The 22788-nt window shown below is 66.1% G+C and carries 28 protein-coding genes; 15 read left to right on the top strand and 13 right to left on the bottom strand.

The window, feature by feature from the left end; genetic code table 11:
• Positions 1-65 precede the first annotated feature (65 nt).
• The 6 genes from ON20_RS13590 (at position 66) to ON20_RS33105 (ending at position 4608) form a co-directional block, all read left to right on the top strand.
• Complete coding sequence (locus ON20_RS13590) at positions 66-647, top strand: TetR/AcrR family transcriptional regulator (protein ID WP_040835868.1); 582 nt, start codon at positions 66-68, stop codon at positions 645-647.
• A 569-nt stretch (positions 648-1216) separates the two neighbouring features.
• Positions 1217-1390: a hypothetical protein gene (locus tag ON20_RS36385; RefSeq protein ID WP_157228834.1), complete on the top strand. Its 174-nt coding sequence runs from the start codon at positions 1217-1219 to the stop codon at positions 1388-1390.
• A 140-nt stretch (positions 1391-1530) separates the two neighbouring features.
• Positions 1531-1899, top strand: a complete 369-nt coding sequence (locus tag ON20_RS13585) for a hypothetical protein (protein ID WP_040835752.1) — start codon at positions 1531-1533, stop codon at positions 1897-1899.
• A 32-nt stretch (positions 1900-1931) separates the two neighbouring features.
• Positions 1932-2528, top strand: coding sequence for a DUF3558 domain-containing protein (locus tag ON20_RS13580; protein WP_157228833.1), 597 nt, complete (start codon positions 1932-1934; stop codon positions 2526-2528).
• A 2-nt stretch (positions 2529-2530) separates the two neighbouring features.
• Positions 2531-3904: a hypothetical protein gene (locus ON20_RS13575; RefSeq protein ID WP_040835751.1), complete on the top strand. Its 1374-nt coding sequence runs from the start codon at positions 2531-2533 to the stop codon at positions 3902-3904.
• Positions 3901-4608 (top strand): ESX secretion-associated protein EspG, encoded by a 708-nt coding sequence (locus ON20_RS33105; protein WP_051162396.1) that lies wholly within the window; start codon positions 3901-3903, stop codon positions 4606-4608. Before ON20_RS13575 ends, ON20_RS33105 begins: the two co-directional genes overlap by 4 nt.
• A gap of 11 nt (positions 4609-4619) precedes the next feature.
• Here the strand turns inward: ON20_RS33105 and ON20_RS39885 are convergent, their stop codons facing one another.
• Positions 4620-4754 carry a hypothetical protein gene (locus ON20_RS39885; protein ID WP_281032868.1) on the bottom strand — a complete coding sequence of 45 codons (135 nt, stop codon included), beginning with the start codon at positions 4752-4754 and terminating at the stop codon, positions 4620-4622.
• Positions 4755-5110: 356 nt separating this feature from the next.
• Here ON20_RS39885 and ON20_RS13565 point away from each other — a divergent pair, with 356 nt between their 5' ends.
• Entirely contained in the window at positions 5111-6079 is a 969-nt protein-coding gene (locus ON20_RS13565; RefSeq protein ID WP_040835750.1) for a hypothetical protein, read from the top strand.
• Between the two features lie 200 nt (positions 6080-6279).
• Here the strand turns inward: ON20_RS13565 and ON20_RS13560 are convergent, their stop codons facing one another.
• The 4 genes from ON20_RS13560 to ON20_RS13545 form a co-directional block, all read right to left on the bottom strand.
• On the bottom strand, positions 6280-6729 hold the full coding sequence (locus ON20_RS13560) for an SRPBCC family protein (RefSeq protein WP_040835749.1): 450 nt from the start codon (positions 6727-6729) through the stop codon (positions 6280-6282).
• Positions 6726-7091, bottom strand: coding sequence for an ArsR/SmtB family transcription factor (locus ON20_RS13555; RefSeq protein ID WP_040835748.1), 366 nt, complete (start codon positions 7089-7091; stop codon positions 6726-6728). The genes ON20_RS13560 and ON20_RS13555 overlap by 4 nt, the downstream gene beginning before the upstream one ends.
• Positions 7092-7411: 320 nt before the next feature.
• Positions 7412-8062 carry a hypothetical protein gene (locus ON20_RS13550; RefSeq protein ID WP_040835747.1) on the bottom strand — a complete coding sequence of 217 codons (651 nt, stop codon included), beginning with the start codon at positions 8060-8062 and terminating at the stop codon, positions 7412-7414.
• Positions 8063-8339: 277 nt separating this feature from the next.
• Positions 8340-8663 carry a hypothetical protein gene (locus tag ON20_RS13545; protein WP_157228832.1) on the bottom strand — a complete coding sequence of 108 codons (324 nt, stop codon included), beginning with the start codon at positions 8661-8663 and terminating at the stop codon, positions 8340-8342.
• Between the two features lie 105 nt (positions 8664-8768).
• Here ON20_RS13545 and ON20_RS36380 point away from each other — a divergent pair, with 105 nt between their 5' ends.
• Positions 8769-9014, top strand: a complete 246-nt coding sequence (locus ON20_RS36380) for a hypothetical protein (protein ID WP_157228831.1) — start codon at positions 8769-8771, stop codon at positions 9012-9014.
• 9 nt (positions 9015-9023) lie between these two features.
• Here ON20_RS36380 and ON20_RS13540 read toward each other — a convergent pair whose 3' ends face one another.
• On the bottom strand, positions 9024-10076 hold the full coding sequence (locus ON20_RS13540; RefSeq protein ID WP_051162394.1) for a hypothetical protein: 1053 nt from the start codon (positions 10074-10076) through the stop codon (positions 9024-9026).
• A gap of 174 nt (positions 10077-10250) precedes the next feature.
• Entirely contained in the window at positions 10251-10580 is a 330-nt protein-coding gene (locus ON20_RS13535; RefSeq protein WP_218002518.1) for a YnfA family protein, read from the bottom strand.
• A 105-nt stretch (positions 10581-10685) separates the two neighbouring features.
• Between ON20_RS13535 and proS the strand changes: the two genes are divergently transcribed.
• Together proS and ON20_RS13525 are read left to right on the top strand one after the other, a co-directional pair.
• Entirely contained in the window at positions 10686-12125 is a 1440-nt protein-coding gene (gene proS / locus ON20_RS13530) for a proline--tRNA ligase (protein WP_040835744.1), read from the top strand.
• 637 nt (positions 12126-12762) lie between these two features.
• Positions 12763-13758, top strand: coding sequence for an alpha/beta hydrolase (locus ON20_RS13525; protein WP_051162425.1), 996 nt, complete (start codon positions 12763-12765; stop codon positions 13756-13758).
• Between the two features lie 90 nt (positions 13759-13848).
• Here the strand turns inward: ON20_RS13525 and ON20_RS13520 are convergent, their stop codons facing one another.
• Positions 13849-14484 (bottom strand): class I SAM-dependent methyltransferase, encoded by a 636-nt coding sequence (locus ON20_RS13520; RefSeq protein ID WP_040835862.1) that lies wholly within the window; start codon positions 14482-14484, stop codon positions 13849-13851.
• 195 nt (positions 14485-14679) lie between these two features.
• Here ON20_RS13520 and ON20_RS13515 point away from each other — a divergent pair, with 195 nt between their 5' ends.
• Positions 14680-15339, top strand: coding sequence for an adenylate kinase family protein (locus ON20_RS13515; RefSeq protein WP_051162392.1), 660 nt, complete (start codon positions 14680-14682; stop codon positions 15337-15339).
• A gap of 682 nt (positions 15340-16021) precedes the next feature.
• Here the strand turns inward: ON20_RS13515 and ON20_RS13510 are convergent.
• Entirely contained in the window at positions 16022-16429 is a 408-nt protein-coding gene (locus ON20_RS13510) for a four-helix bundle copper-binding protein (RefSeq protein ID WP_040835742.1), read from the bottom strand.
• Between the two features lie 181 nt (positions 16430-16610).
• On the opposite strand from ON20_RS13510, the gene ON20_RS13505 reads away from it, so the two are divergent.
• Positions 16611-17282: a CatB-related O-acetyltransferase gene (locus ON20_RS13505; RefSeq protein ID WP_040835739.1), complete on the top strand. Its 672-nt coding sequence runs from the start codon at positions 16611-16613 to the stop codon at positions 17280-17282.
• 11 nt (positions 17283-17293) lie between these two features.
• Here ON20_RS13505 and ON20_RS13500 read toward each other — a convergent pair whose 3' ends face one another.
• Positions 17294-17776 carry a DinB family protein gene (locus ON20_RS13500; protein ID WP_040835860.1) on the bottom strand — a complete coding sequence of 161 codons (483 nt, stop codon included), beginning with the start codon at positions 17774-17776 and terminating at the stop codon, positions 17294-17296.
• A gap of 213 nt (positions 17777-17989) precedes the next feature.
• On the opposite strand from ON20_RS13500, the gene ON20_RS13495 reads away from it, so the two are divergent.
• Complete coding sequence (locus tag ON20_RS13495; RefSeq protein WP_040835737.1) at positions 17990-18415, top strand: DUF4267 domain-containing protein; 426 nt, start codon at positions 17990-17992, stop codon at positions 18413-18415.
• Between the two features lie 109 nt (positions 18416-18524).
• Here the strand turns inward: ON20_RS13495 and ON20_RS13490 are convergent, their stop codons facing one another.
• Positions 18525-19448, bottom strand: a complete 924-nt coding sequence (locus ON20_RS13490; RefSeq protein ID WP_051162390.1) for an alpha/beta fold hydrolase — start codon at positions 19446-19448, stop codon at positions 18525-18527.
• Between the two features lie 22 nt (positions 19449-19470).
• Positions 19471-19833, bottom strand: a complete 363-nt coding sequence (locus ON20_RS13485; RefSeq protein ID WP_218002514.1) for a MerR family transcriptional regulator — start codon at positions 19831-19833, stop codon at positions 19471-19473.
• A 56-nt stretch (positions 19834-19889) separates the two neighbouring features.
• Here ON20_RS13485 and ON20_RS13480 point away from each other — a divergent pair, with 56 nt between their 5' ends.
• The gene (locus ON20_RS13480) at positions 19890-21146 is read left to right on the top strand and encodes an MFS transporter (protein ID WP_083864897.1); all 1257 of its coding nucleotides are present in this window, start codon (positions 19890-19892) and stop codon (positions 21144-21146) included.
• On the opposite strand, the gene ON20_RS13475 is transcribed toward ON20_RS13480, so the two are convergent.
• A complete protein-coding gene (locus ON20_RS13475) occupies positions 21125-22252 on the bottom strand; it encodes an NDMA-dependent alcohol dehydrogenase (protein ID WP_040835733.1) in 1128 nt (375 codons plus the stop codon). The genes ON20_RS13480 and ON20_RS13475 overlap by 22 nt on opposite strands.
• A gap of 96 nt (positions 22253-22348) precedes the next feature.
• Here ON20_RS13475 and ON20_RS13470 point away from each other — a divergent pair, with 96 nt between their 5' ends.
• Positions 22349-22684, top strand: coding sequence for a hypothetical protein (locus ON20_RS13470; protein ID WP_040835731.1), 336 nt, complete (start codon positions 22349-22351; stop codon positions 22682-22684).
• The last annotated feature ends 104 nt before the right edge of the window (positions 22685-22788 follow it).

Here is a 22788-nt window from a genome sequence, read left to right as displayed (position 1 = left end):
TTTCGGGCCGCTCTAGAGTGATCGCTCTAGAGCGTGTGCTCTAGTCTGGGGGAGTGGTAGAGAAGATGTCAACCGGCACCCGCGAGCGGATCGCAACAGCCATGGCCGAGCTGATGCGTCGTCAGGGCTACAGTGCGACCTCGGTCAAACAGGTGGCGGAACTGGCGCAGGCCCCCATGGGTTCGCTCTATCACCACTTCCCCGGCGGGAAACCGCAGATCGCCGCCGAAGCCCTCCGCGCTTCCGGCGCCGCGTACATCCAGCTCCTGCCGCTGATGATGGATTCGCACGACGACCTGCGCGAAGGCGTGCGGGCGGCCTTCGCCTCGGCGGCCGAGACGATCGAGCAAACCGACTGGATGAATATGTGCCCGGTCGCCACGGTCGCGGGAGAAATCGCCGACAGCGAACCGGGCCTGCGCGCGGTGGTGGCGGAAGTGATGACGTCCTGGATCGAACAAGGCACCGACTATTTCGTGCGCCGCGGCCTGCCCTCGGGCACCGCGCGCGACCTGTTCCTGGCGGTGGTCGGGGCGCTCGAGGGGGCCTTCGTCCTGAGCCGCACACTCCGCAGCGCCGAGCCGCTGCATGCCGCCGGTCGCGCCATGGCCGACCGTGCGGACTCGGCATTGTGCGGTGAGGGATGAGGCGCACTCCATTCGCTGTTCTCGGACAGGCGGTCCTCGCCGATTGCGGCGTTCGCCAGTGCGGCGAATGCGTCAAGCCCCCCGGTGTAGGTGTCTGGCACCTCGCATGTATCACCGGCCCCGCGGCTGTGGTGTCGAAGGCGGAGGTGAAGGACGAGCAGCAGAGATGGTTTCCCGGGTGGCGAGTTTACGGCCCACGTCTCGGTCTCGGCAGCCGGCAACAGATCCAGACGTGTGCGATCCGGCCGGTGCACGCGCTGTACCGACTCGACAGAGAAGCGGTCGAACTCGGCGGCCCGGATCGGTTGCTCGATGGTGGGCAGGGTGCACGCATCCGGCACCCGATCCCCGGAAGCGGGCGAAGCCATCATGACGCCACGGTAAGCCTGTACCACAGGATGCGAGACACAATGTTCCGTCGTCACTGTCGTGATCGGCCTGTCTCCACGTTCCCTGCCGTTGCCATTGGGTTCGGGGATATCGGTTCCAGCACCGTGCAAGACGATCCGGGCGGCCCCGAAACAAATTGACGTGCTGGGGGCGGTGGAGCGGCGGCTGACCGTTTCGGGATGGTGCAGGCCACCGGCGACCGCTACGGCCTTGCCGATCTCGGTCACGACACCCGACGATGTGGACTGTCGCTCTTCGCGACGACCGGGTTCACCAGCGATCTGGAGCGGCCGGCGGCTCGGACGAATGTGGAGCCGGTCGGGTTCGAACGGATGTACGGGATGACCTCCTGAGGCCGGTCGGACGAACAGTGCGCCAAGGCCGTGCGAGTGGGCGAATGCTGTCGAGGGTGGGTGGGGCGGATCGTGGAACCGGTTGGGCTGGTGGTGCGTCCAGTAAGGTGAGCGGAGTTCTATGAAGGGCGGGTGTCACCATGGACATCGGACAGGGGACTGCCACCGCGCTATGGCAGCAGGCGGTTGCGGGGAGTTTCCGCATGGAGCCTGAGGCGGCCGAGGCGTGTGCGGGGGTGTTCCAGCGGTTCGCGGAGACCATAGAAAGCCAAGTTCAATCCTCCGGCGAGACTCTCAGGGCCGGTGGATTCGGCGGATTCGACTCGGCGAAGCAGCTGCAGAAGGGTTTCCGGGATAAAGGGGAGAAGTTGACGGAAGCTCTGATCGGATTGCAATCAGCAGCGCTGCGGATGGCGGCTGCTTACCTGCGCGCCGGGCAGAAATTCGAAGAAGCCGACAGTATGAACAGCCGGGCTGTGGCATTGGCGGCGGAAGGGCTGCCGAAATGAAGCGGCGAACCGGTCCGATGGTGGCGATGGCCGTGACCGCTCTGCTGACTGCTGGTTGTGTGGGGGAGATCGACCCCGACACGGCTTCGGTATCGGCTACCGGTTCGCCGTCTACTTCATCCGCTGCATCGACGCAGAGCCGGTCGACATTGACTGCGCCCAATTTGCAGCCGCCTCCACAGGAAGGTGAGCGCGTCAACAAAGACCGCCCCGCCGTCGTATTCGACCCGTGCACCTGGATCAGTGACCGGGTCGTCCAGGAAGCCGGCTACGATCCTGCGTCGAGAAGTCGGGGAGAGGACTTTCTGGCCGAATACACCTTTTTGGTATGTCGCTTCAAGTCGCCCCATCGTTCCTTGTCGGTCATGTCCGGGAACGTGACTCTGGAGGAGGAGCGGGAGAAGAACGGTTCCTGGCTTCGGCCGACATCGGTGAACGGTCGAGAGGCCTCGTTCGGTCGAGACCCTGGGGTACGCGGTAGCTGCACGGTAAACATGCGCACTACTTCCGGTGTGGTGTTCGTCAATGTTTTGCTGAATATCGAAGGCCGCGTTCAGGGAGCCGACCCCTGTGAGGGTATCGAGCAGACCGCCGCACTGATCGAGACGGAGATAGGGGAGGGGAATTGATCATGGGCGACTCATCGTCCTATCCATTGGGCGCCTTCGGTCCGGCTCTCGGGATATCCCCCGACGCCGTTGCCGCCCAAGTGCTTTCGCGGCAGATCCAATCGGGTGCGCAAAAGCTGCAGGGCGATATCTCGCACGATTCGCAGGACCCGCCGTACATCCAGGCGATGGAACATTTCGAGGGACTTTCTCACGAGGAAATATTTTTCAATGTCGACGAGATAGATCTGCGTGCGATGGCGGCACTCGGGGAAAAATGGGTCAATATCTCGAACGGGTTGTCCGGCGCTGTGGCCGGAGCGAGCGTCATGGCCTTGCGAGCACTGTCAGATGGCTTCAGTGGTGAGTTCGCGGCAGCCGGAGAGACTGCGACGAGACAGTTCTTCGACCAAGCACAGGACCTGTACGAAACCATCGCCGTGGTCGGGCACCGGATCAGGGCGGCTGCTGCCGGCGCCGAGGTGGTGAAGAAGTCTGTGCCACCGCCGCCCGGGCGGACGCCGTCTGCTTCGTCGCCAACAGCAGCGGTGTCGACAAAAACGCCACTCGGCTTGGAGGACATGCTGGGAGCGGTGGCCCCCTCGGATGCGGCGGCCGCCGAACGGCAGAAGGAAGAGCTCCGGCAGGTCGCGATCGGCGTAATGAACACGGTGTACAAGCCGACCTACGAGCCTGCGGGCACCGGGGTGCCCACTTTCGTGCCGGTTCGGGCGCCGGGTGACGGACCGACGGGTACAGCCCCGAGTCCGAACGGCCCGAGCCCCACCGGTCCGACCTCGACGGTCCCGGGCGCCTCGCCCGCCGGCGCTCCGGACAACGGCACCCGGCCGGGACAGCCGGATCAACCGACCGACCGGCAAACCGGTACGGAAGATCCCCGGACCACCGCCGCCAACACCGAGCAGACCACATCCACCGGTCAGAACCCGACGACGCAGCAGACGACCACATCGAATCTCGGAATCCCACCCGGCGATACCACTCGCAGCACGACAGGTGTGCCGACTGTGACCGGGACGCCCTCCCGCCCGGGCGCCCCGGGGCGTTCCGCACTACCTGGCGTTCCGGGTGTCGCGCAATCTCCGGGACCGGGGCGCAGCGTGTCCGGGACCTCGGGTCCGCCGGGCGCGGGCAATCCGGCGGCTGCCGCCGCGACGCGGGCGGGCCGCCCGATGACGGGTATGCCGGGAATGATGTCTCCGGGTGGTGCCCGTCGGGGCGATGACGAGTCGGAACGCAAGGCCCCGGACTACTTGATCGCGGACCGGCAGGAGGAACTGCTTGGCCCGGAACAGCGCATGGTCCCGCCAACCATCGGCGCCGACGCCCCGGCCGCCCGTCCGGCCTCGCACGACGAGGGCGGTGGCTATCGGTGAAATGGGAGTTCGCTCCCGACGAGTTCATGCACGTGTGGACCGAGACCGGCCAGGACCGGTACCCCTTTCCGCTGCGCTTGATCTCGTCGGCCCGTTGGGAATCCGAATACGAGAAGATCGCCTCCGAGCTGAGGGGACATCTGCCCATCGGAAAGGACCCGGACCTGTCGGCCGCGCTACGCGTGGCCGCCGACCCGGATTCCACCCTCACCTTGTTCGGCACGCGACTACGTCCCGTCCGCGCGTACGGCGCCATCGTCACCACGGTCGGTGTCGCCCTGGTGCAGCGTCCGGGCCCCACCCCGGAATTCGGCGGCAATATCGTGATCCGGGTCGGCGCTCCCGAGATCGTGCCCCGGGTGTTCGGTCACGTCCTCGGTGAGCTTCCCAAAGGTGGCCACCCGCCCTTGGTGGAAAGTATCGACCACCTGCGGGAAACCCATGGGACCTGGACCGGCAGCAAACCGCAGGCGGCCGACCGCATGCGCCGCCTGCTGCGCGCTCCTCGTGACGGTGCGGGACATATCGAGGTTCGCCACGGCCTCCACGATTCCCGTCCTTTCCCACCGCGCTACCTGAGCTGGTTCGACGTCACCGACGACGGCCGCTACGTGTACCGGCAGCGGTACCGTGATTTCCACATCGATCCGATCTCGCATGCCGAGCTGTGCGGTGAGCTCACTCGCATGATCGACCCGGGCTGAATCGTTCACGGCTACGCCGCCGGCATACCGAAGACCTGGGCCATGTCGGTGCCCACGTGATACCACCCGTGGGGCCGTTGGACGAGCAATCCGCAGCGCCGCAGCGCTTCCCGCGCGCGATAGTCGATATGGTCCGGTCCGGACACGATGAGGACATTCGGTGACTGACTTGCCAGAACTCTGCAACGTCTTGGCCGGCGCATATAAGACAACCGACGAGGAGCGGCGGCTACTGCTGGGTCGGAGTCAGGGGGCCAGGGACTGTGTCGGGGTAGCGTACTCGGGTTCGGCGCGTCCGCGCCCGAACACAACGAGGAAGATTCGAAAGCCGACCACACCGAGTTGGTGAAGCGATGGCGTCGTTGCGATATCGGGCAGAGTTATCGGTCAGGAGTCTTCGGCCTCACCGGGAGGTGTTCGGGTAGCTCGTTCCGATTAGCTCGGACGGGAATTTCGAGTTGGTTTGTCGAAGCCCGTTACCTGCATCGCTGTTGGGGGGATCGTGTTCAGGCTTCTGACGCTGGTCGGTGTTCTCGTGATCGCCATCGCAGGGTGTGGGGCGGAGTCCCCTTCGCCGACGGCCGGAACCGATCTGGTGTGGCTCACCCCGTCGGTGAACGGCGAGCAGCGGCGGGAGCTCATGCAGCGGGCTCGGGGTATCGACGTATGCGCCCTGCTGCCGCGTGACGAGCTGGGGAAAGTGGGTGAGGTGACATCGGTGAGGACCACCGGTCCCGGCGCCTGCGATGCGGTACTGGGTGCTGCCGATCCATCCGCCGGGACCACGGTGAAGTGGCGGGTGTTGATGGACCGGCCCGCGCCCGACGGTGTCCCGCCGCTGGGTACCACCAGTACTCTCGGTGACGTATCGGTGTGGACCGTCACCGACAGCGACCATCCGGGCGTCGACCCGGCCGAGCTCCGTGAGCGGACCTGCACCCTGACCGCCACCTACCCGTCGACAGCGAAGCTTTATCTGGAGGTGGTCACCCGGCCGGACACCGACCCGTGCTCTATCGGGCAGACGCTGTTGCCGGTCGGTGTGGCGCGGTGGGCGGCGGAACTTGATCCCGGTACCTCGCCCGATACGGTGGTGACAGCGCTCACCGGTCAAGATCCGTGCGCAGTGGTCGACTCGTTGAACGGTGCCACGCTCGGTGCGGGGCAGACGCTGTGGAATTGCCATTTCACCTACCAGGGCGACGAGATCATGGTGGAGTACAAATATCAGTTGGACGGGTCGGTAACCATGGGACAGCCACTGGTCTTCACTGTCGTCGACCATCCGGTGCACCTTTTCGACGGAGGCGAGGGGTTCCGCACCTACAACTCCATCGTCGGGCCCCCGCTATATACGGATGAGAAATCTTTCTTGGGTACCGAAGTGCCGGTGGTCTCGGTCAGCGGGTCCAAGGCTGCCGCGCTCGAGGACGTCGTGCGCCGGATAGTGGGATCTCTTCCGAAGCCGTGATCAGCTGCTCTGCATGGCTATCCGAATGCCGAGGCCGACCATGAGCGTGCCCATCACCGCATCGACCGTTCGGCGCACCCCCTGCCGGGTGAGCACCGATTCCATTGGCCACCAATACGAACCAGACGAAGGTGACCACCCCGGCCGTCCCGCCGAGTTCGGCGGTGGCGAACATGCTCGGATCGGCGGTCGAAACCGACCTAGAGCCGGACCGATGCGAGTACGGATTCGAGCCGCTCGTGTTTAGCCGCCCAACCGCCGCCCATGATCTTGCGGGCGCGCTGCACGATCTCGCTGTCCGGGTCGAAACCGCTGTGGCCGAACAGAAGTCGGGTACCGGTTCCCTCGCGCCGCAGCACCCAGGTGATGACCCACCCCGTCGGGGTGTCGGAGTCGACGTCGTCCCAGGTGATGCGAAGGAGTTCGGGAGCGACGGCTTCCAGTACCTCGCAACGGATCCGGCCGGAGAAGCCCTGACCGGGCATGGGACGGGTCGTCATTTCGAAGATGTTCCCCGGCACGGGCTCGAAGCCCACGGGCTGCATCAACCACTGCCCTATGAGCTCCGGGGTGGTGAGTACGCGCCACACCTTCTCCGGGGCGTGCGGGTAGAAGTGGTCGAGTTCTATCGAGGTCGTGGTATCGGTCATCGGTCTTCCTTGTCGTCATCGTCGGGGTGGTCGGGTAGGGCGTCGAGCACCTCGCCCATGGCGCGGAGCCTCGCCCGCCAGAACCGTTCGAACGGATCGAGCCACGACTGCAACTCGTGCAGTGGATGCGGCTCGACCCGATAGAAGCGCTGCCGTCCCCGCTTCTTCTCCTCGACCAACCCGGCATCCCGCAGCACTTTGAGGTGTTCGGACACGCTGGGGCGGGTCATATCGAAGCGTTCGGCGATCACCTGCACCGGTTGCTCGCCCTCGAGTAGTAGCTCGAGGATGTCGCGCCGGGTCGGATTGGCGAGCGCTCCGAAGACGCGGTCGGCGGCGCCGGACTTCAAGCGGTATGGCACCCTCGTATAATAGGTAGGAAATATCCTACCTGTCAATCGTGGTTCGTCGAAACCGGATCACCGCTACGAAAGTGCGGACCTTCAAGACCTACCTTTGGTGTCTGCTATCACCGGATCGGGTATGATGCGCCGACGACAGCGCGGAGGTGGCGAAGGAGCCTACGAGAGGTAAGACGGTGCTCACGACAGCGGGATCGTCGAAATTCACACGGCGACCACGCCGAGCAATGGATGGCCGCGCTCCGTCGGATATTAGGCACCGCGGGACCCGGGCCCCGACAGTGTTTGCGCCGCCAACAGTGAGACAGCGCGAAACCGTGTCAAATCAACGAGGCTCGGAAGTACCAGGGTCCGTTGTCGACAAAGAACCCACGCTGGGGCCTGAACACATCCTGCCACTGCAGCCTATCGGCCCGGATCAGCAGTTCGGTGGCATCGGGATCGACGGCCGGCGCGCACTGCAGCGTGCCCTCCTGGCGGTTGACGGTGCCACCCAGCATCGGTTGGCAGAAGTACTGTCCGCCCAGGTTGTCGGTGATGGCGAAACCCGTCTCGAGGTGGAGCATGCGACCATGCGGCGCAGCGGGGTCCTCGTAGTCCGGTATCCCTTCCGGAACATATTCATGGTGATCGGGTTCCAGTTCGATGCGGACCTGGACGCGGAAGCCATCGGTGAACAGTTCCACCGAGAAGACCGTCACCGCAAGGTGTTCCACGGCAGCGCGATGTCCGACCGCGATCACCCGACGCAGGCGGTCGAATTCGGGGAACACCATCGGTGGTTCCGGCGGCCGGCCCGGGTCGCTCGCGATGGTGTGGATCGTCTCCGTCCGCTCGGCCGCCCGGGCGCGGGTGAGCGCGATCTCCGGGATATCGTCGGCGCAGATCGTGCAATACCATTCGTCGGGATCCAGGCCCCCGATGAAATTACCGATGTCGATGTCGCACCGAGAGCATCGAAGGTCACCCATGTCCGAGAGCGTAGTGCCGGCCTATATATCGGCCGACCTTTTCGACGGACCGTGCACCGGGCGAGTGAGATGTGGCAGGGCGTCGGTGAGGCGTTGTTCGGCCGGCGATCCGACCTGCCGTGGACATCAGCCGATCTGTTTGCAGAAGCTGTCCTGGCAGGTCGGGTCGGTCGGGATCGGTAGGCGCAGACAGCTCACCACCGTGTCGACGATATCGAGGAGGCCGTCGGACGGCCGGACGGTGAGGTGACCGTCGAAGAGCGTGCCCTTACCCGGATCATGTACCTGGATGCGATGGGGGCCGGCGGGCGGGCACGTCGCAGACGCGGTGATATCGAATCTGTCCGACGGTGTTCCGGTTGCCCCGTCCGCAGTGTTGGAGTTCGCGGCCGTCCAGCCATATCGTCTCGTCGATGGTCTCCTGTGGGTGGTCCCTGACCACGGTGACCAGGATCCGCTCGCGGCCTTCGACGACGGACGCGCTCTGCGCCGCGGTCGCCGCCGGCGCGGCGAGTGTTGCGATGGTGAGCGCTACCAATGCCGTTGCGGCAGCAATGGCACTCGTCCGGCCATGACGGCCGTTTCCTCGCGTACGGGCCATGATCCGATCCCTTCCGGTTCGTCCGCCCGTCGGAGCAGATGGCGATTACCGCCGTGAACGCTACCGCTCGGTGCGTAGGGCGAAAGGCCCAGAAAGTAATGGCAGGTGAGATCAGGGGCGCGACCTGATCCGTCGTTCGAGCAGGCGCACCGGATACGCTCGGATGGCCGGGTCTCCTCCCGCCTCACCGTCGCCACGGGCTACGCCGTCAACGGATGGGGTATGCGGGCCGCTGCCACCGTACTCGCGACAACGCTCGCGGTCCTCGGATTGCTCACGGGCGTCGCGGCTTATCGGGCCCCCGCACACGTCACCGGGCCGCGAGGCGAACGCTTCGTTGCGACCCGGTGATCGCGGTGGCTATCGGGAGGCCGCGGCCGCTCGGCTCTCGGTCGGATGAATTCCGTATTGGCCGGTTTCCATCAGGTGCGCGATATCCCGGCCTGCCGGGGTCATGGTCAGCTTGGAGCGGGTCTCGACCAGCCAGGCGCGGTAGCCGGGTTGGACGTTCTCCTCCGGACCCTGGTGCAGCAGGCCCTTCGGAGTCCAGGTGACCGTCCCCGGGGTGTCGACCGCTCCCCACGGCGACGGGCCCATCCCGTAGCAGATGACTTCGTCGAAATCGGCGTTGTGGTGCACCGGCGGTCGGGTGCTGCGGCGGCTGCCGGTGCCGAAGACGAAATCGTTGCCCGAGGTGCTGCTCAGCAGACGAGCCGGTGGCAGGCCGCCCTCGCCGACGCCGAGACCGTGGACATTCTCGAGGTTGAAACGCAGGACCAGCGGGGCGCCGAGGGTGTCGAGGCAGGGGATGGGGTCGACATCGTAGAAGAACGAGGTGAAGGTGTCGCCGGTGCGGACAACCACCTCGTACTCCTGTTCCATCGGCAGCCCCGGACGTCTGTGGGGGACGGGTCTGTCCAGATGCAGGTCGGGGTTGAAGGTGCCGGGTGCGCCCTCCGGGTCGAGACGCAGTTCGCTTTCGGTGACCACGATGAATTCGCGGATTTCCTCGGCGATCTCGCCCCAGCGGTAGGTCACGGCGCGCGGGATGAGTACGAAATCACCGGCCCGCACCTCGAGCGTGCCGACCTCGGTGTCGAGTTCACCCCGGCCGGCGATGATGTAGTGCAGCTCATCGGCCCACACATTGACGTAGCCGAAATCGGTTGCGCCGGCTCGGCGATTCAGCTCGAAGCCGATGTTCTCACCGATGAGGATGGGCACCGGTAGTGCCTTCGGCCCGGCGAATGCCTCGGCAGGAAGATCCCAGGTGTGGAAACGGCGGGGTACGTATTCACCTCGGGCGCGGACGAATCGGGGGCGGTACTGGGCTCGCACTATGGTCGTGTTCGGGCCCGCGAACCCATTACGGGAGAAGAGTTCGATATGTGGCGCCAGGACTTCGTCCGGCATGCAGACACCTCCGAAATCGTTGTGCCACAAATGCTAGGACGCCGGCGTGACGCAAGTCGGGCGTTTGGCCGAACTCGTCGCGCTCCCGGAGCAGGGCGGTTCGTCCTACCCGCACGCCGACGATCGGGCTCGACCCGGTGACCCGGCCGCGGTCCGCTCGGGCGGGCAACGCCCTTACGCAGTACGTGGGGAGTACATGATGACGGCGACCCCGGCGAGGCAGAGCAGCGCACCGATGATGTCATAACGGTCGGGTCGGTAACCGTCCACCACCATCCCCCACAGCAGCGAGCCGGCGACGAACACACCCCCGTAGGCGGCGAGGATACGACCGAACTGGGCGTCGGGTTGCAGGGTGGCGACGAAGCCGTACAGCCCCAACGCGATCACACCCGCGCCGACCCATACCCATCCGCGATGCTCGCGCACCCCCTGCCACACCAGCCAGGCCCCGCCGATCTCGGCCACGGCGGCGAACACGAACAACAAGATCGAACGCAGCATGGTCACGGACTCGACCCTAGTAATTCCGGGCTCAGCGGTCGTAGGCGGTGAGTGAGTGCCGGCCCTGTCCTGTGGTCGATGGCGCCACCAGTAGTCTCTGTGCCCATGGCACGGGACAAGCGCGGTGTGACCGCTCAGAGTGAGGACTTCGCTGCCTGGTACAACGAGGTGGTCTTCAAGGCCGGCCTCGTGGACCGAGGCCCGGCCAAGGGCACCATGGTCATCCGACCGTACGGATACCGGTTGTGGGAGCTGTTACAGTCCGAACTCGACCGCCGCATCAAGGACACCGGCCACGAGAACGCCTACTTTCCGCTACTGATCCCGGAAAGCTATCTCGGCCGAGAAGCCGAACATGTGGAAGGGTTCTCGCCGGAGCTTGCCGTGGTGACCCATGCCGGCGGTAAGGAGCTCGAAGAGTCGCTGGTGGTGCGGCCGACATCGGAGACCATCATCGGCGAGATGATGGCCAAATGGATCGGCTCCCACCGGGACCTGCCATTGTTGCTGAACCAGTGGGCGAACGTGGTGCGGTGGGAACTGCGGCCGCGGATGTTCTTGCGCACCACCGAATTCCTGTGGCAGGAAGGCCACACCGCGCACGTCGACGAGGCCGACGCCCGACGGGAGACCATGCTCGCCCTCGACATCTACCACGAGGTGGCGCGGGAATTGGCGGCGATACCGGTGATCCCGGGCGAGAAGACCCCCGGCGAACGTTTCGCCGGGGCGGTGGCGACGTTCACCATCGAGGGCATGATGCGCGACGGCCGCGCGCTGCAGGCGGGGACCTCGCACTATATGGGCACCAATTTCGCCACGGCGTTCGGCATCCGCTACACCGGCGAAGCGGGCCGCGACGAATTGTGCCACACCACATCCTGGGGGATGAGCACCCGCATGATCGGCGGCATCGTCATGACACACGGCGACGACAAGGGGTTGGTATTCCCCCCGCGGCTGGCGCCGTATCAGGTGGTGATCGTGCCGATCACCCGCGGCGGCGGCCCCGCGGTCGAGGACGCGGCCGGTGACCTGGCCCGTCGCCTGCGGGCAGCCGGTGTGCGCACCCATGTCGACACCCGACGCCAACTCAGCCCGGGGTTCAAATACAACGAGTGGGAGATGCGCGGCGTCCCGATCCGGCTCGAACTCGGCCCACGAGACCTGGCGGCCGGAACGGCGATGATGGTGAAACGCCTCGGCGACGAGGGTAAGCAGGCCGTACCGCTCGAGTCCCTGCTCGAGGTCATGCCGGGGGTGCTGGACGAGTTCCAGGCGTTCCTGCTCGCCCGTGCGACCGAGTTCCGCGACGAGCACACCCGTACGGTCGACGGCTGGGAGGACTTCGCCGACGCGGTGTCGACCGGGTGGGCGCGGGCGCTGCACTGCGGTACACCCGCCTGCGAGGAGGACATCAAATCCGTCACCGCCGCCACCCCGCGCTGTATTCCGTTGGACGGCGAACCCGTGAGCGGTGGATGCGTGCGGTGCGGGGCGGAGTCGGCGTACGGCAAGCAGGCGATCTTCGGACGCGCCTACTGACCCGCGTCGGCCGGACAGCAGCGTCCTTACCAGGAGAGCGTCGGGTGCCTGTGTAGTGGCGGTGGACGGCGGCCGAATCTTCTGGGGCCGTAAAGCGCGAGTCCTGGGAACCGGCGTCACCTTCCCATTCCGAAAATTGACGAGCAGTCGGCTACGCAAGGCATTCGCAAAGACGATGTGTGCCGAGCGGGAGTTTCGCGCGAAGAAAGCGGGACCGGCCATGGCCGAGGAGAACGGCACAGTAAAAGTCAGTGAAACGGTGGAACGACTCGTGTCGGCATGATCCTGCCGAGTGGACAGCGAGTCGTCCGACATGCGCCGCCGGTCTCCGGATATCCTGTCGGCGGTGGACCGCATGCCCCCGATATTTGTATTCATCTCCATTGGTCTCCAGGGGTTTTCGATTTGCTACGGACCTTTGGCGTGGTGAGGGCAGCGGCGCGGACACGGCTCCCTGCGTTGCAGTGAGGGGCCGTTGGCATCCGGTAACGTCGGCGGCTGCCAGGATGATGCGCTGTGTTGAACACGCGGCCGGAACCGGCCGGTACGAAGGGGATTGGAATTGAAACGGAAGTCGACTCGATGGATCAGACCGATTGCCGTTGCGGGGGTCGTCTCCGCCCTGGTGACCACGGTCATGGGTGTCGGCAACGCGGTTGCCGACGATAGCGATCCAATTATTGCATCCAGCACTCTGCTGGCGGATCCCGTCGCTTCGGATGGATCGAAGATCGTCTCCGGGGAGATCGACGGACGCAATTTGACCTTGCAGGTCTTCTCGGTCGCGATGGATACGAACGTCACCGTGAAAGTTCAGCGACCGAAGGACGCGTCGAAACCCCGCCCCGCTCTATATCTGGTCAACGGGGCAGGGGGCGGTACCGATCTGGCGACATGGTGGCACAACACCGACGTAGGCGACTTCCTCGCGACCAAGGACGTGAACATCATCATGCCCGTCGGGGGCGCATGGGCCTATTACACGGATTGGAAGAGGGAGGATCCGGTTCTCGGTCTCAACAAATGGCATACCTTCTTCCTGGAAGAGTTACCACCGCTGATCGACGCCGCTCTCGGAACAAATGGTCTCAATGCCATCGCGGCCAATTCGATGACAGCCACCTCGGTATTGCAGATGGCGGAGATGAAGCCGGGCCTCTACAAGTCCGTAGCAGGTTACAGCGGGTGTGCTCAGATCTCGGACCCGATCGGAAAACAGTTCGTCAAGTTGGTGGTGGAGACCTGGGGCGGGGGCGACACACGAAACATGTACGGACCCGATGACGACCCGGCCTGGGTCGAGAACGACCCAGTGGTGAACGCCGAGCGTCTGCGCGGCACGAAACTGTTCATTTCCACCGGCAGCGGATTGCCAGGCATGTACGACACGATGAACAGCCCGTTTACGCTGGACAAGAACCCCCTCGGGTTGGCAAACCAACTCGTCGTCGGCGGTGTCATCGAGGTTGCTACGAATTGGTGCACACACAACCTGAAGAATCGACTCGATGAACTGCAGATTCCGGCGACGTTCGAGTTCGCGCCCGAAGGTACTCACTCATGGGGATACTGGCAGGACGCCTTCTACAGGTCCTGGCCGATCTTGGCCAGTGGTCTCGGGATGCCCGAGTAGCTCCCGGTTATCCGATCCCAAACCGCTGCCCGGGTTCCGGGCAGCGGTTTCCCATCCCGCTGCATCCGGCCTGCCGCCCGACTTCCAGAGCTATGCGGGTTTCCGGGCCAGTACACGGAACACGATGCCGCCACGGCCGGTGCGGGCGTAGTGCTCGATGGTGTATCCGGCCGCGGTCAGGTAGCCGACCGGTTCACGCGTCAGGTAATCCGCCGCCATTCGCACCGACAGCGGTTCGACCCACCGCATCATCGCCGTGAGCGCCCGTGATCGCGCCGGTCCGTGCTCGACCGCGACGAAGACCCCGCCCGGCCGCAGCACCCGCCACGCGGTCCGCGCTGCCGCGGCCGGATCCGGAATGGTACAGAACGTGTACGTGGAGACCACCGCATCCGCCGAGGCGTCGGGCAGGTCGAGTTGCTGGACATCACCCTGGTGCAAATCCACCGGCACCGCCGCCGACCGGGCGCGCGCCAGGCCGAGCATCTGCTCGGACAGGTCCACCCCGATTACCCGGGTGACGTCGGTGCCGTAGAGCGGCAGGTTCAACCCGCTGCCCACACCGATCTCGACCACCGTCCCGCGCGCCTGATCGACCGCCCACTGCCGGGCATTCCCCAGCAGTACCCGCTCCGACCAACCGATCTGCCGGTCATAGTCGGCGGCGAGTCGATCGATCACCCGCTGTACCCGCCCTGGCTCCCCACGTTCCGTCTCTCCTGACATGCACCAAATCAACCATTTCCGGGCACCGCAGCGCATCGGGGAACGCCCTGAAGTATCGGCTCCGAACCGCCCACCCACATCGGCTGCACGAACACCCCCGGGGGACCAGCGGCGCGTCGGCGGCCGCCGCGCCGGGCGAAACAGTGATCTGCCACATTGCTCCTCGGCGGATTCCGGTTGTGGATACTTGGTCGGATGGGCGCCGACGAACACCACCAGCCCCGTACCGCGGCCGCGCCGCGCGCACGGCTGCGGCACGTCTATTGGATCGGTGGGGGCAGCGGTGCGGGCAAATCGACGAGCGCCCGCGATCTCGCGGCACGCCACGGCCTGTGTGTGTACTCGACCGACGACGCGATGCGCGACCACGCCGCCCGCAGCACGCCGGACGACTCGCCCTGGTTGAACCGATTCGCGGCGATGAGTATGGATGAACGCTGGGTGGACCGGTCGCCGGAGATGATGCTCGAGACATTCCACTGGTTCCGAGGCGAAGGTTTCCGTTACATCGTCGACGACTTGGTGGGTCTGTCCGCCGAGACCCCGGTCATCGCCGAGGGATTCCGCCTGTTACCGCATCTGGTCGCACCGCTGCTCAGCGAACCCCACCGCGGTGTGTGGTTGCTGCCGACACCCGGATTCCGCCGAACAGCGTTCGACAGGCGCGGCTGGGAGATCCCCGGCAGGACCGGTGATCCGGAGCGTGCCGCACAAAACCTGCTCGAGCGTGATCGGCTGTTCACCGACCGTCTTCGTCAGGAGACCACCCGTCTCGGGCTTCCCGTCGTCGACGTCGACACCGCGATGTCCGAGGGGGATCTGGTCGACCGGGTGGGTCGGGTGCTCCGGCTCTGAGCCGGGTTCGCTCGCTACGCTCGATGAGTGATCTGCCGTGTGGTGCGCGTTGGGTGCGGCGGCCATCGTCGTGCGGCGGTCGCGGCGCAGCAGGCACCGCGCCCATCGGTCAACCGTTGGTCGCGAGCTGTTGCAACGAGGTGTCCGGTCGCCGCCATAGCTCTCCCCACGGCCGCGGCCGCTCGGGTAACGCATCGGACTGCATACCACGGTGGGACCGGCCGGACCGATTGCCCGCTCCAGATATCCGGCGCCGCCGTTGCGGTCGGTGCCGGCATCGAGTCCGAATGCCCGAGCCGCGTGGGCGGCCGATACAAGAATGTGCCCCCGGGTCGCCTCCGCCGGCGGGTGCAGGTACGCAGCCGTTCCCGCGTGGCCGGCGGCGCGTACCGCGTCGGGCGCGGCTGCACATCTCCTCTCGCCGGTCGCGTTCATGCCGCTCAAAAGTATCGTTGAACGTCAACTGGAACTTTCCGGCAATATATGCAGAACAGTGAGGTCAAACCTTCGGTCCGGTGGACGGCTCGGGCCGGTTGTTCCGGCGCGAGCCCACTCTGTCGTCCCGTCATGTCGCGCTCCCGTCGTAACCGCCCTGTTCAATGGAGAACGACGATATGGCCACCACCAATGCCCGATCCGCAGTGAAACCGGTCGAGCAGTCGCGGCTGTGATTGATCGTGGGTCAGCCCAGGGTGGTGAGGAGATCGCGGCACGCCTGTTCGCAGCGGCGGCAGGCGTCGGCGCAGATACGGCAGTGATCGTGCATGGTGGCGTGGCGGGCGCATTCGTCACCGCAGGTTCGGCAAGAGGTGGCGCATGCCGTGAGCACCGTGCGGGTCACCTCGGCGTCATAACCGGTGTGGCGGGACAGGACCCGGCCCGTGGTGGCGCAGATATCCGCGCAGTCGAGGTCGGTGCGGATGCATGCGACCAATTCGGCGACGGCCTGTTCGCTCAGACAGGCGTCCGCGCACGCGGTGCACGCCTGGGCGCACGCGAAGCATTCCTCGATACAGCGCGCGAGATCTTCTCGGTCGACGTCACCGAGGTCGGCCGGATACGCCCGAAGCATTTCGGCTGCCTGGGTCATGGGGCACTCCTTCCCGTGGGGCAGGGGTCTCGAGCGGACGCATACCCGGTTCGGAATCGATAAACCTGTCGTCCCGCCGATATCGGCCGAACCTTTCGGGACAGCGTGCTTCGTCCTGCCGCGGTACGAGCGGTAGCGTGGTCCGCCGCGAGGCCCGACCCCGGACAGGAGAACGATTTCCTTGGCGACCCCCGACCCCACGCAGTTACATCCGTCCACCCGGCCCGATCTGGCGAACGTGGTGTTTCTGTCCAACCAGGTCGATTCGCCGTTCATCGAAGTGGGCGAGTTCACCTACTTCGACGACGAGGGCAGCGGGGTCCCGTTCCAGGATGCGAACGTCCTGTACAACTACGGTCCGCAGCGGCTGATCATCGGCCGGTTCACGGCGATCGCGCCGCGGGCGACGTTCGTCATGCCGGCCGGTAATCACCCGATGGTCGGTCCCTCCACCTACCCGTTCACCATGTTCGGCGGCGCGTGGACGGAGAACACCCTCGAGGTGTTCACCACCATCGACCTGCTGCCGGACACCGTGATCGGCAACGATGTGTGGATCGGGCGCTCCGTCACGGTCATGCCCGGCGTGACCGTCGGCGACGGCGCGGTGGTCGCCGCGCACGCGGTGGTCACCAAGGATGTCGAACCGTATGCCATCGTCGCGGGTAATCCCGCCCGCCATATCCGCACCCGTTTCACCCCGGACGAGGTCGCTGTCCTGCTGCGGGTGCGCTGGTGGGACTGGCCGATCGAATTCGTCACCGAACATACGGCCGTCATCATGGGCGGCTCGCCCGCCGAATTGGGCCGGATCGCCGAGTCCCGCGGGCAGGACGGTTCCGCGACGGCGTGAGGATCGGCCGTTCAGGCGTCGATCTGCTCGCGCAGGATATCGCCGTGCCCGGCGTGGCGGGCCAGTTCGGCGATCATGTGCAGGTAGATCCACCGCAGATCGACCGTGCCGATGCGCCAGTGCTGCCTGACCACATCGAGGTCGTATTCGGCGGCGATCTGCCGCGATCGGGCGCAGGTCCGTTCGAACTCGGCGATCACCTCGTCGAGGGTTTCGTCGTCGCCGACGGCGAAACTGCCGTCGCCGGGGGTCGCGAGCCCGTCGCATTCGTATTCGCCGAGACCTGCCAGTACCCGTTGGAACCAGACCCGTTCGGCCACGGCGGCGTGTTTGATCAATCCGATCGGCGTTGTCAGCGAGGGCACGAGCCGGCGGCGGGCATCCGTTTCGGAAAGCCCCCGAGCGGTGGTGACGAGTGCGGCGCGATTGCGGTCGAGCATGCTCTCCAGCAGCACCCGTTCGGGTCCGTGGCCGATCGGTTCCGGCGTGGTCATCGAGGTCGAGCTCCGTTCGTTCGGCCCATTCGGGCGGTCCACCGGTCGAGAACCATTGTGAGCCGCTGTTCGCGGAACTCTGGACACGGCCTCGGCTCGTTCGTGCCCTTCTGGTGGGCACCTAGGGAATCTAGCGTCGCTAGACAGTATAGCGATGGTAAGCTAGCGTCTCTACTAGACCTAGCAATGCTAGTTTCTCGAATGGAGTCTCGAATGGTCATCTCCCGCCTCGCCACCGGACTGTCGCTGCTGGGGGCCGCGTTCATCCTGTACATCGGAATCGGTTATCTGGTCGCCCCCGCCACCATGGCACCCGGTTTCGGGCTGCCGGCCTGGCCGGAAGGGGACGCGGTCGCCTTCATGCAGCTCAAGGGCGTCCGCGATACCGTCTCCGGACTGATCATCCTCGCGCTGCTCCTGGCGGGACAGCGCTACGCTCTCGGCATCGTGACGCTGGTGGTGGCGTTGATCCCGCTCGGCGATATGGTGACCGTCCTGCGGTGGGATGGTTCCACGGCCACCGCTTTCGGAATACACGGGCTGACCGCCGCCGCGGTCGCCCTCACCGGTGGTCTCCTCCTGTGGGAGAACGTCCGGTCCGGTGCCTCCGCCGCCGTTTCGGAACGGGTGACACGCTGAAACGACCGTCCTCGCCCGCCCCGACCCTGCGGCCGGGGTGCACCGTCTTCGCCGTCGGAAAGTCGTGTGGCCGAGCGGCGAATCGGAAATACCGCCGCCCGGGTCGGTGCTATGGGTGACGCTCGATGAACCGGCCGACCCGGGCGGCGATCTCCTCTGGCGCCTCACCGTTGATGGCATGGGAACGACCCGCCCATACCTCCACCTCGGCACCGGGGATCTGCCGGGCATTTTCGGCGGCCTTCTCGGAATCGTGCACGATGCTCGCCCCGGCCAGAATCACCAGCACCGGAACCGTGAGCGAGCGAAGCTCTTCGAGGCTCGGCTGCCTCGGCCGCACCGGAACCTGCCGGAAATCCCGCATCCCGGAGGCGATGAGCCGGGCCTCGGGCACCGATTCGTCCGCCTTCGCCCCACCGGAGATCCAACTCAGCAGCCACTGCCGAACACCGTGCGGGAGAACGGGAATCACACTGCCCAGCGAAACCACGATCATCTTCCAGGTGACCGTGGCGAAGGTCATGGCCGGATCGAGTAGGGTCACCGACGCCAGTTTCTCGGGGCGGTGGATAGCGGTTTGCGCGGCGAGCCAACCGCCGATGCTCACACCGAGCAGGTGCACGCGCTCGACCTCTAGCTGTGATATGGCCTCGTGCAACCAGCCGGCGTGGTCCTCGGGACCGGTGATGGGCGCGGTCTGGGCGGTGGCGCCCGGCTCGCCGATACTGTCCATCGACCATACGGTGTGCCGGGCCGTGAGACTCGGCAGATTCACGCGCCACATGGGGGTCGAGGCCTGGCGTCCCGACAGCAACAGGATCGGCTCGTTCGCCGGCGGACCGAAACGGTAGGCGGTGACCTGGCCGAACGATGTGTGCAGCAGCCGGGTCTCGTCGGGGGCGGGGAGCACGGCCATCCCGTCGCGATAGGCCCGAACGAACCGTGATCGGCCCTCTGCGCTGGTGAAACAGCCGATTCCGTCGGGTTGCGGTGCGACGGGGGCGGTTTCGGGCAGGACAGGAAGCTCGGTCATACCCGCCACCGTACGCCGGCGCTCACTCCCGGACGGGCCGAGACGTGGTCGCGAGGAGGCCGTCCAGTAATGAGCGGGCGTGGGCGAGTCGGTCGATATCGCCGGTCATCCGCGCGCGTTCGGTTTCCAGGCGCCGGCGGCAGTCCGTCAGCAGCAGGGACTCTCCGGTCATACACGATAGGATCTCGGCGATGAGATCCGTACCGAGACCGGCCGCGAGCAGGGTCCGGATATGGCCGACGGTGCGGATATCGGAGCGGTCGAAAATCCGGTATCCGCCGGCCGTTCGGCTCGGATGCAGGAGGTTCTTCTCCTCGTAGTAGCGCAGGGCCCGCACGCTCACACCGGTGCGTTCGGCGAGTTCCCCGATTTGCACCGATGCCACCTCCGGTCCGTGCTCGGCTTGACTCTCACGCCGACGTCAGGGTTTAGCGTACCCGCGTGTTTCGACTGGCAATACTGATGTTCTGCGTTTTCGGTATAACGACGGGTGAGTTCGTGGTCGCCGGGATCCTGCCCGAGGTGGCAACCGATCTCGACGTCACGATCGGGGCCGCGGGCCTGATCGTCACCGCGTACGCGGTGGGAATGATCGTCGGGGGACCGGTGCTGACCGCGCTCACGGCCCGCGTCGACCGCAAACGGCTGATGCTGAGCCTGCTCGGGATCGCCGTACTGGGAAACGGTGCTTCCGTGTTCGCCCCGGATTTCACCGCGCTATTGGCCGCCCGGGTGATCACCGCCCTGGTGACGTCGACGTTCTTTGCGCAGGCGATCGTCGTGGCGGTCCGGTCGGTGCCGGCCGAGCGCGCGGGTACCGCCGTGGCCCGGCTCGCGTTCGGGATGAACCTCGCCATGATCGTCGGCGCGCCGCTCGGCACCGCCATCGGCGGACAATGGGGGTGGCGGGCGGCGTTCGCCGCGGTGGGAGCGGCGTGCTTGATCGGTCTGCTGCTGGTCGCCGCGGTGATCGACGAGCCCGCGCCGAAGGAGAGACGAATATCGGCGCTTGCCGAGCTGCGGGTGCTGCGCCGGCCGCCGGTGCTGTCGGCATTGGCGATCACCGCGATGGGCAATATCGGTGTGCTGATGGTGTTCGGATATCTGGCTCCGCTGATGACCGAGGTCGCCGGACATCCCGCGAGTCGGCTTCCACTCCTACTGCTCGGCTACGGTGTCGGTGCGGCGATCGGCAACCTGATCGGCGGCAGCCTCCACGACCGTGACCCCCGGCGGTCGGGACCCGCGCTGCTCGGGCTCCTGTCGGCGGTGCTGGTCGGCACCTGGTTCGTGGCCGTGGCGGCGGCACCGGCGGCCGTGGCGGTGGTCGCGATCGGTGGGCTGGGTTTCGCGATCATTCCCGGTATGCAGGCCCGGGTCGTCGCTGCCGCGGTGGAAGCGCCGACCCTGGCGATGGCGGTCAATGCCTCCGGATACCAGGTCGCGGCCGCGGTGGCGGGCCGGCTCGGCGGCGTGATCACCGATTCCGCCGCCGGACCGCGGCCGATCTATCCGGTGGCGGCGGGGCTGACCCTGATCGGGTTGGTGCTGACCCTGGTCGGAACACGTTCGGCATCCGCGGGCTCGGAGTCGAAAATCGCGGCAAGCGGCCGAGGGGTGTCCCGGTGGCGGCGTCGCCACGGCGGTGGGCGGGATGCGAGTGGTCGGGCGGCGGATCATCGATCGGCGTCGGTGTAGCGGATGATGCCGCGGATATTGCGGCCCTCCAACGTGTCCCGGTAGCCGTCGTTGATCTGGTCGAGCCGGTACTGCCGGGTCACCATATCGTCCAGCTCGAGTTTGCCCACCTTGTACATCGACAGCAGGTGCGGGATGTCGTAGTGCGGGTTGCCGCCGCCGAAAATGGTGCCCTGCAGGTTCTTCTGCAACAGCGACAGCATCGACAGGTTCAGGGTGGTCCGATTGTCGGTGAGGTTGCCCATGGCGGTGAGCACGCAGGTGCCGCCCTTGGCGGTGATGCCCATCCAGCTGTCGACGTCCTCGCCGCGTACCTCGCCCACCGTCACGACGACCTTCTTGGCCATCCCGCCCCAGGTGATCTCGGCGCACGCGGCGGTCGCTTCCTCGATGGTGGTATAGGCGTGGGTCGCCCCAAATTTCAACGCCTGCTCGCGTTTCCACGGCACGGGGTCGACGGCGAAGATGTAGCGGGCGCCCGCGTGCGCCGCGCCCTGCAGCGCGGCGATCCCCACCCCGCCCAGGCCGATGATCGCGACATCCTCACCGGGACGGATATCGGCGGTGCGCACGGCCGAACCGTAACCGGTGGTCACCCCGCAGCCGACCAGGCATGCCACCTCGAACGGAATAGAGGGATCGATCTTCACCACCGAACTCTGGTGCACCACCATGTACGGCGAGAAGGTGCCCAGCAGGGCCATCGGATAGACGTCGTGGCCTCGTGTCTGAATGCGGAACGATCCGTCGGTCACCGAGGTGCCCGCCAGTAGCAGCGCCCCCAGGTCGCAGAGATTGCGCATTCCCGCCTGACACGACGGACATCTGCCGCAGGAGGGGATGAACGACAGCACCACATGGTCGCCGACCGCGAGATCCTCCACACCCTCGCCGACCTCGATGATCACGCCGGCGCCCTCGTGGCCGCCGAGTACCGGGAACCCCATCATCGGGATCCCGCCGGTCACCAGGTGGTGGTCGGAGTGGCACATTCCCGCCGCTTCGAGCTGGATCTTCACCTTGTGTCTGCGAGGGTCGCCGATCTCGATTTCCTCGATCTGCCATGGTTGGTCGAATTCCCAGATGAGAGCGCCCTTGGTCTTCATCGTTCGCCTGTCCTCGCGGCGATCCGGGCCCGCGGCTCATATCGCCGGGCATCCGGACCCGAACCGACATACACAAGTGTATGGACAACCGTCCAGATGACGATACGGCAAATCCTCCATCGGGATCGAGGTTTCGCCCCCGGACCGGCGCCGGCTTCGCCGGCGGCCACGCCGGCCGAACTGCTGGAAGCACTTGCCGAACTCTGGGAGGACACGCTGATGCCGGCGCTGCCACCCGGTCCGAAGCACGCGCGCGGGTCGGAGCGAACCTGGCTCGCATCCTCGGTCGGGAGGTCGAACTCGGCCCGGGCGCGGCGAGAAAGGGAACTGCCGGCCGCCGTTCCCGAGGGCGACGACGATGCGCTGTGGCAGGCACTCCCCGAGGTGGTACGGGCCGATCTCGCCGTCGCCGAACCCGGATACGCCAGTTGAGAGGGGGAATGAAGGCCGACCCGGTCACGGGCCTGTCCGCCTTTCTCGGCGGTGAGTTCGGCGGCTCCGTGATGACCTCCGAGTTCCAGTTCCTGTCCGCGGGC

Origin of the sequence: Nocardia brevicatena NBRC 12119 (genome assembly GCF_000308495.1) — a bacterium.
Taxonomy (GTDB): domain Bacteria; phylum Actinomycetota; class Actinomycetes; order Mycobacteriales; family Mycobacteriaceae; genus Nocardia; species Nocardia brevicatena.
This window is presented reverse-complemented; position numbering and strand designations above follow the sequence as displayed.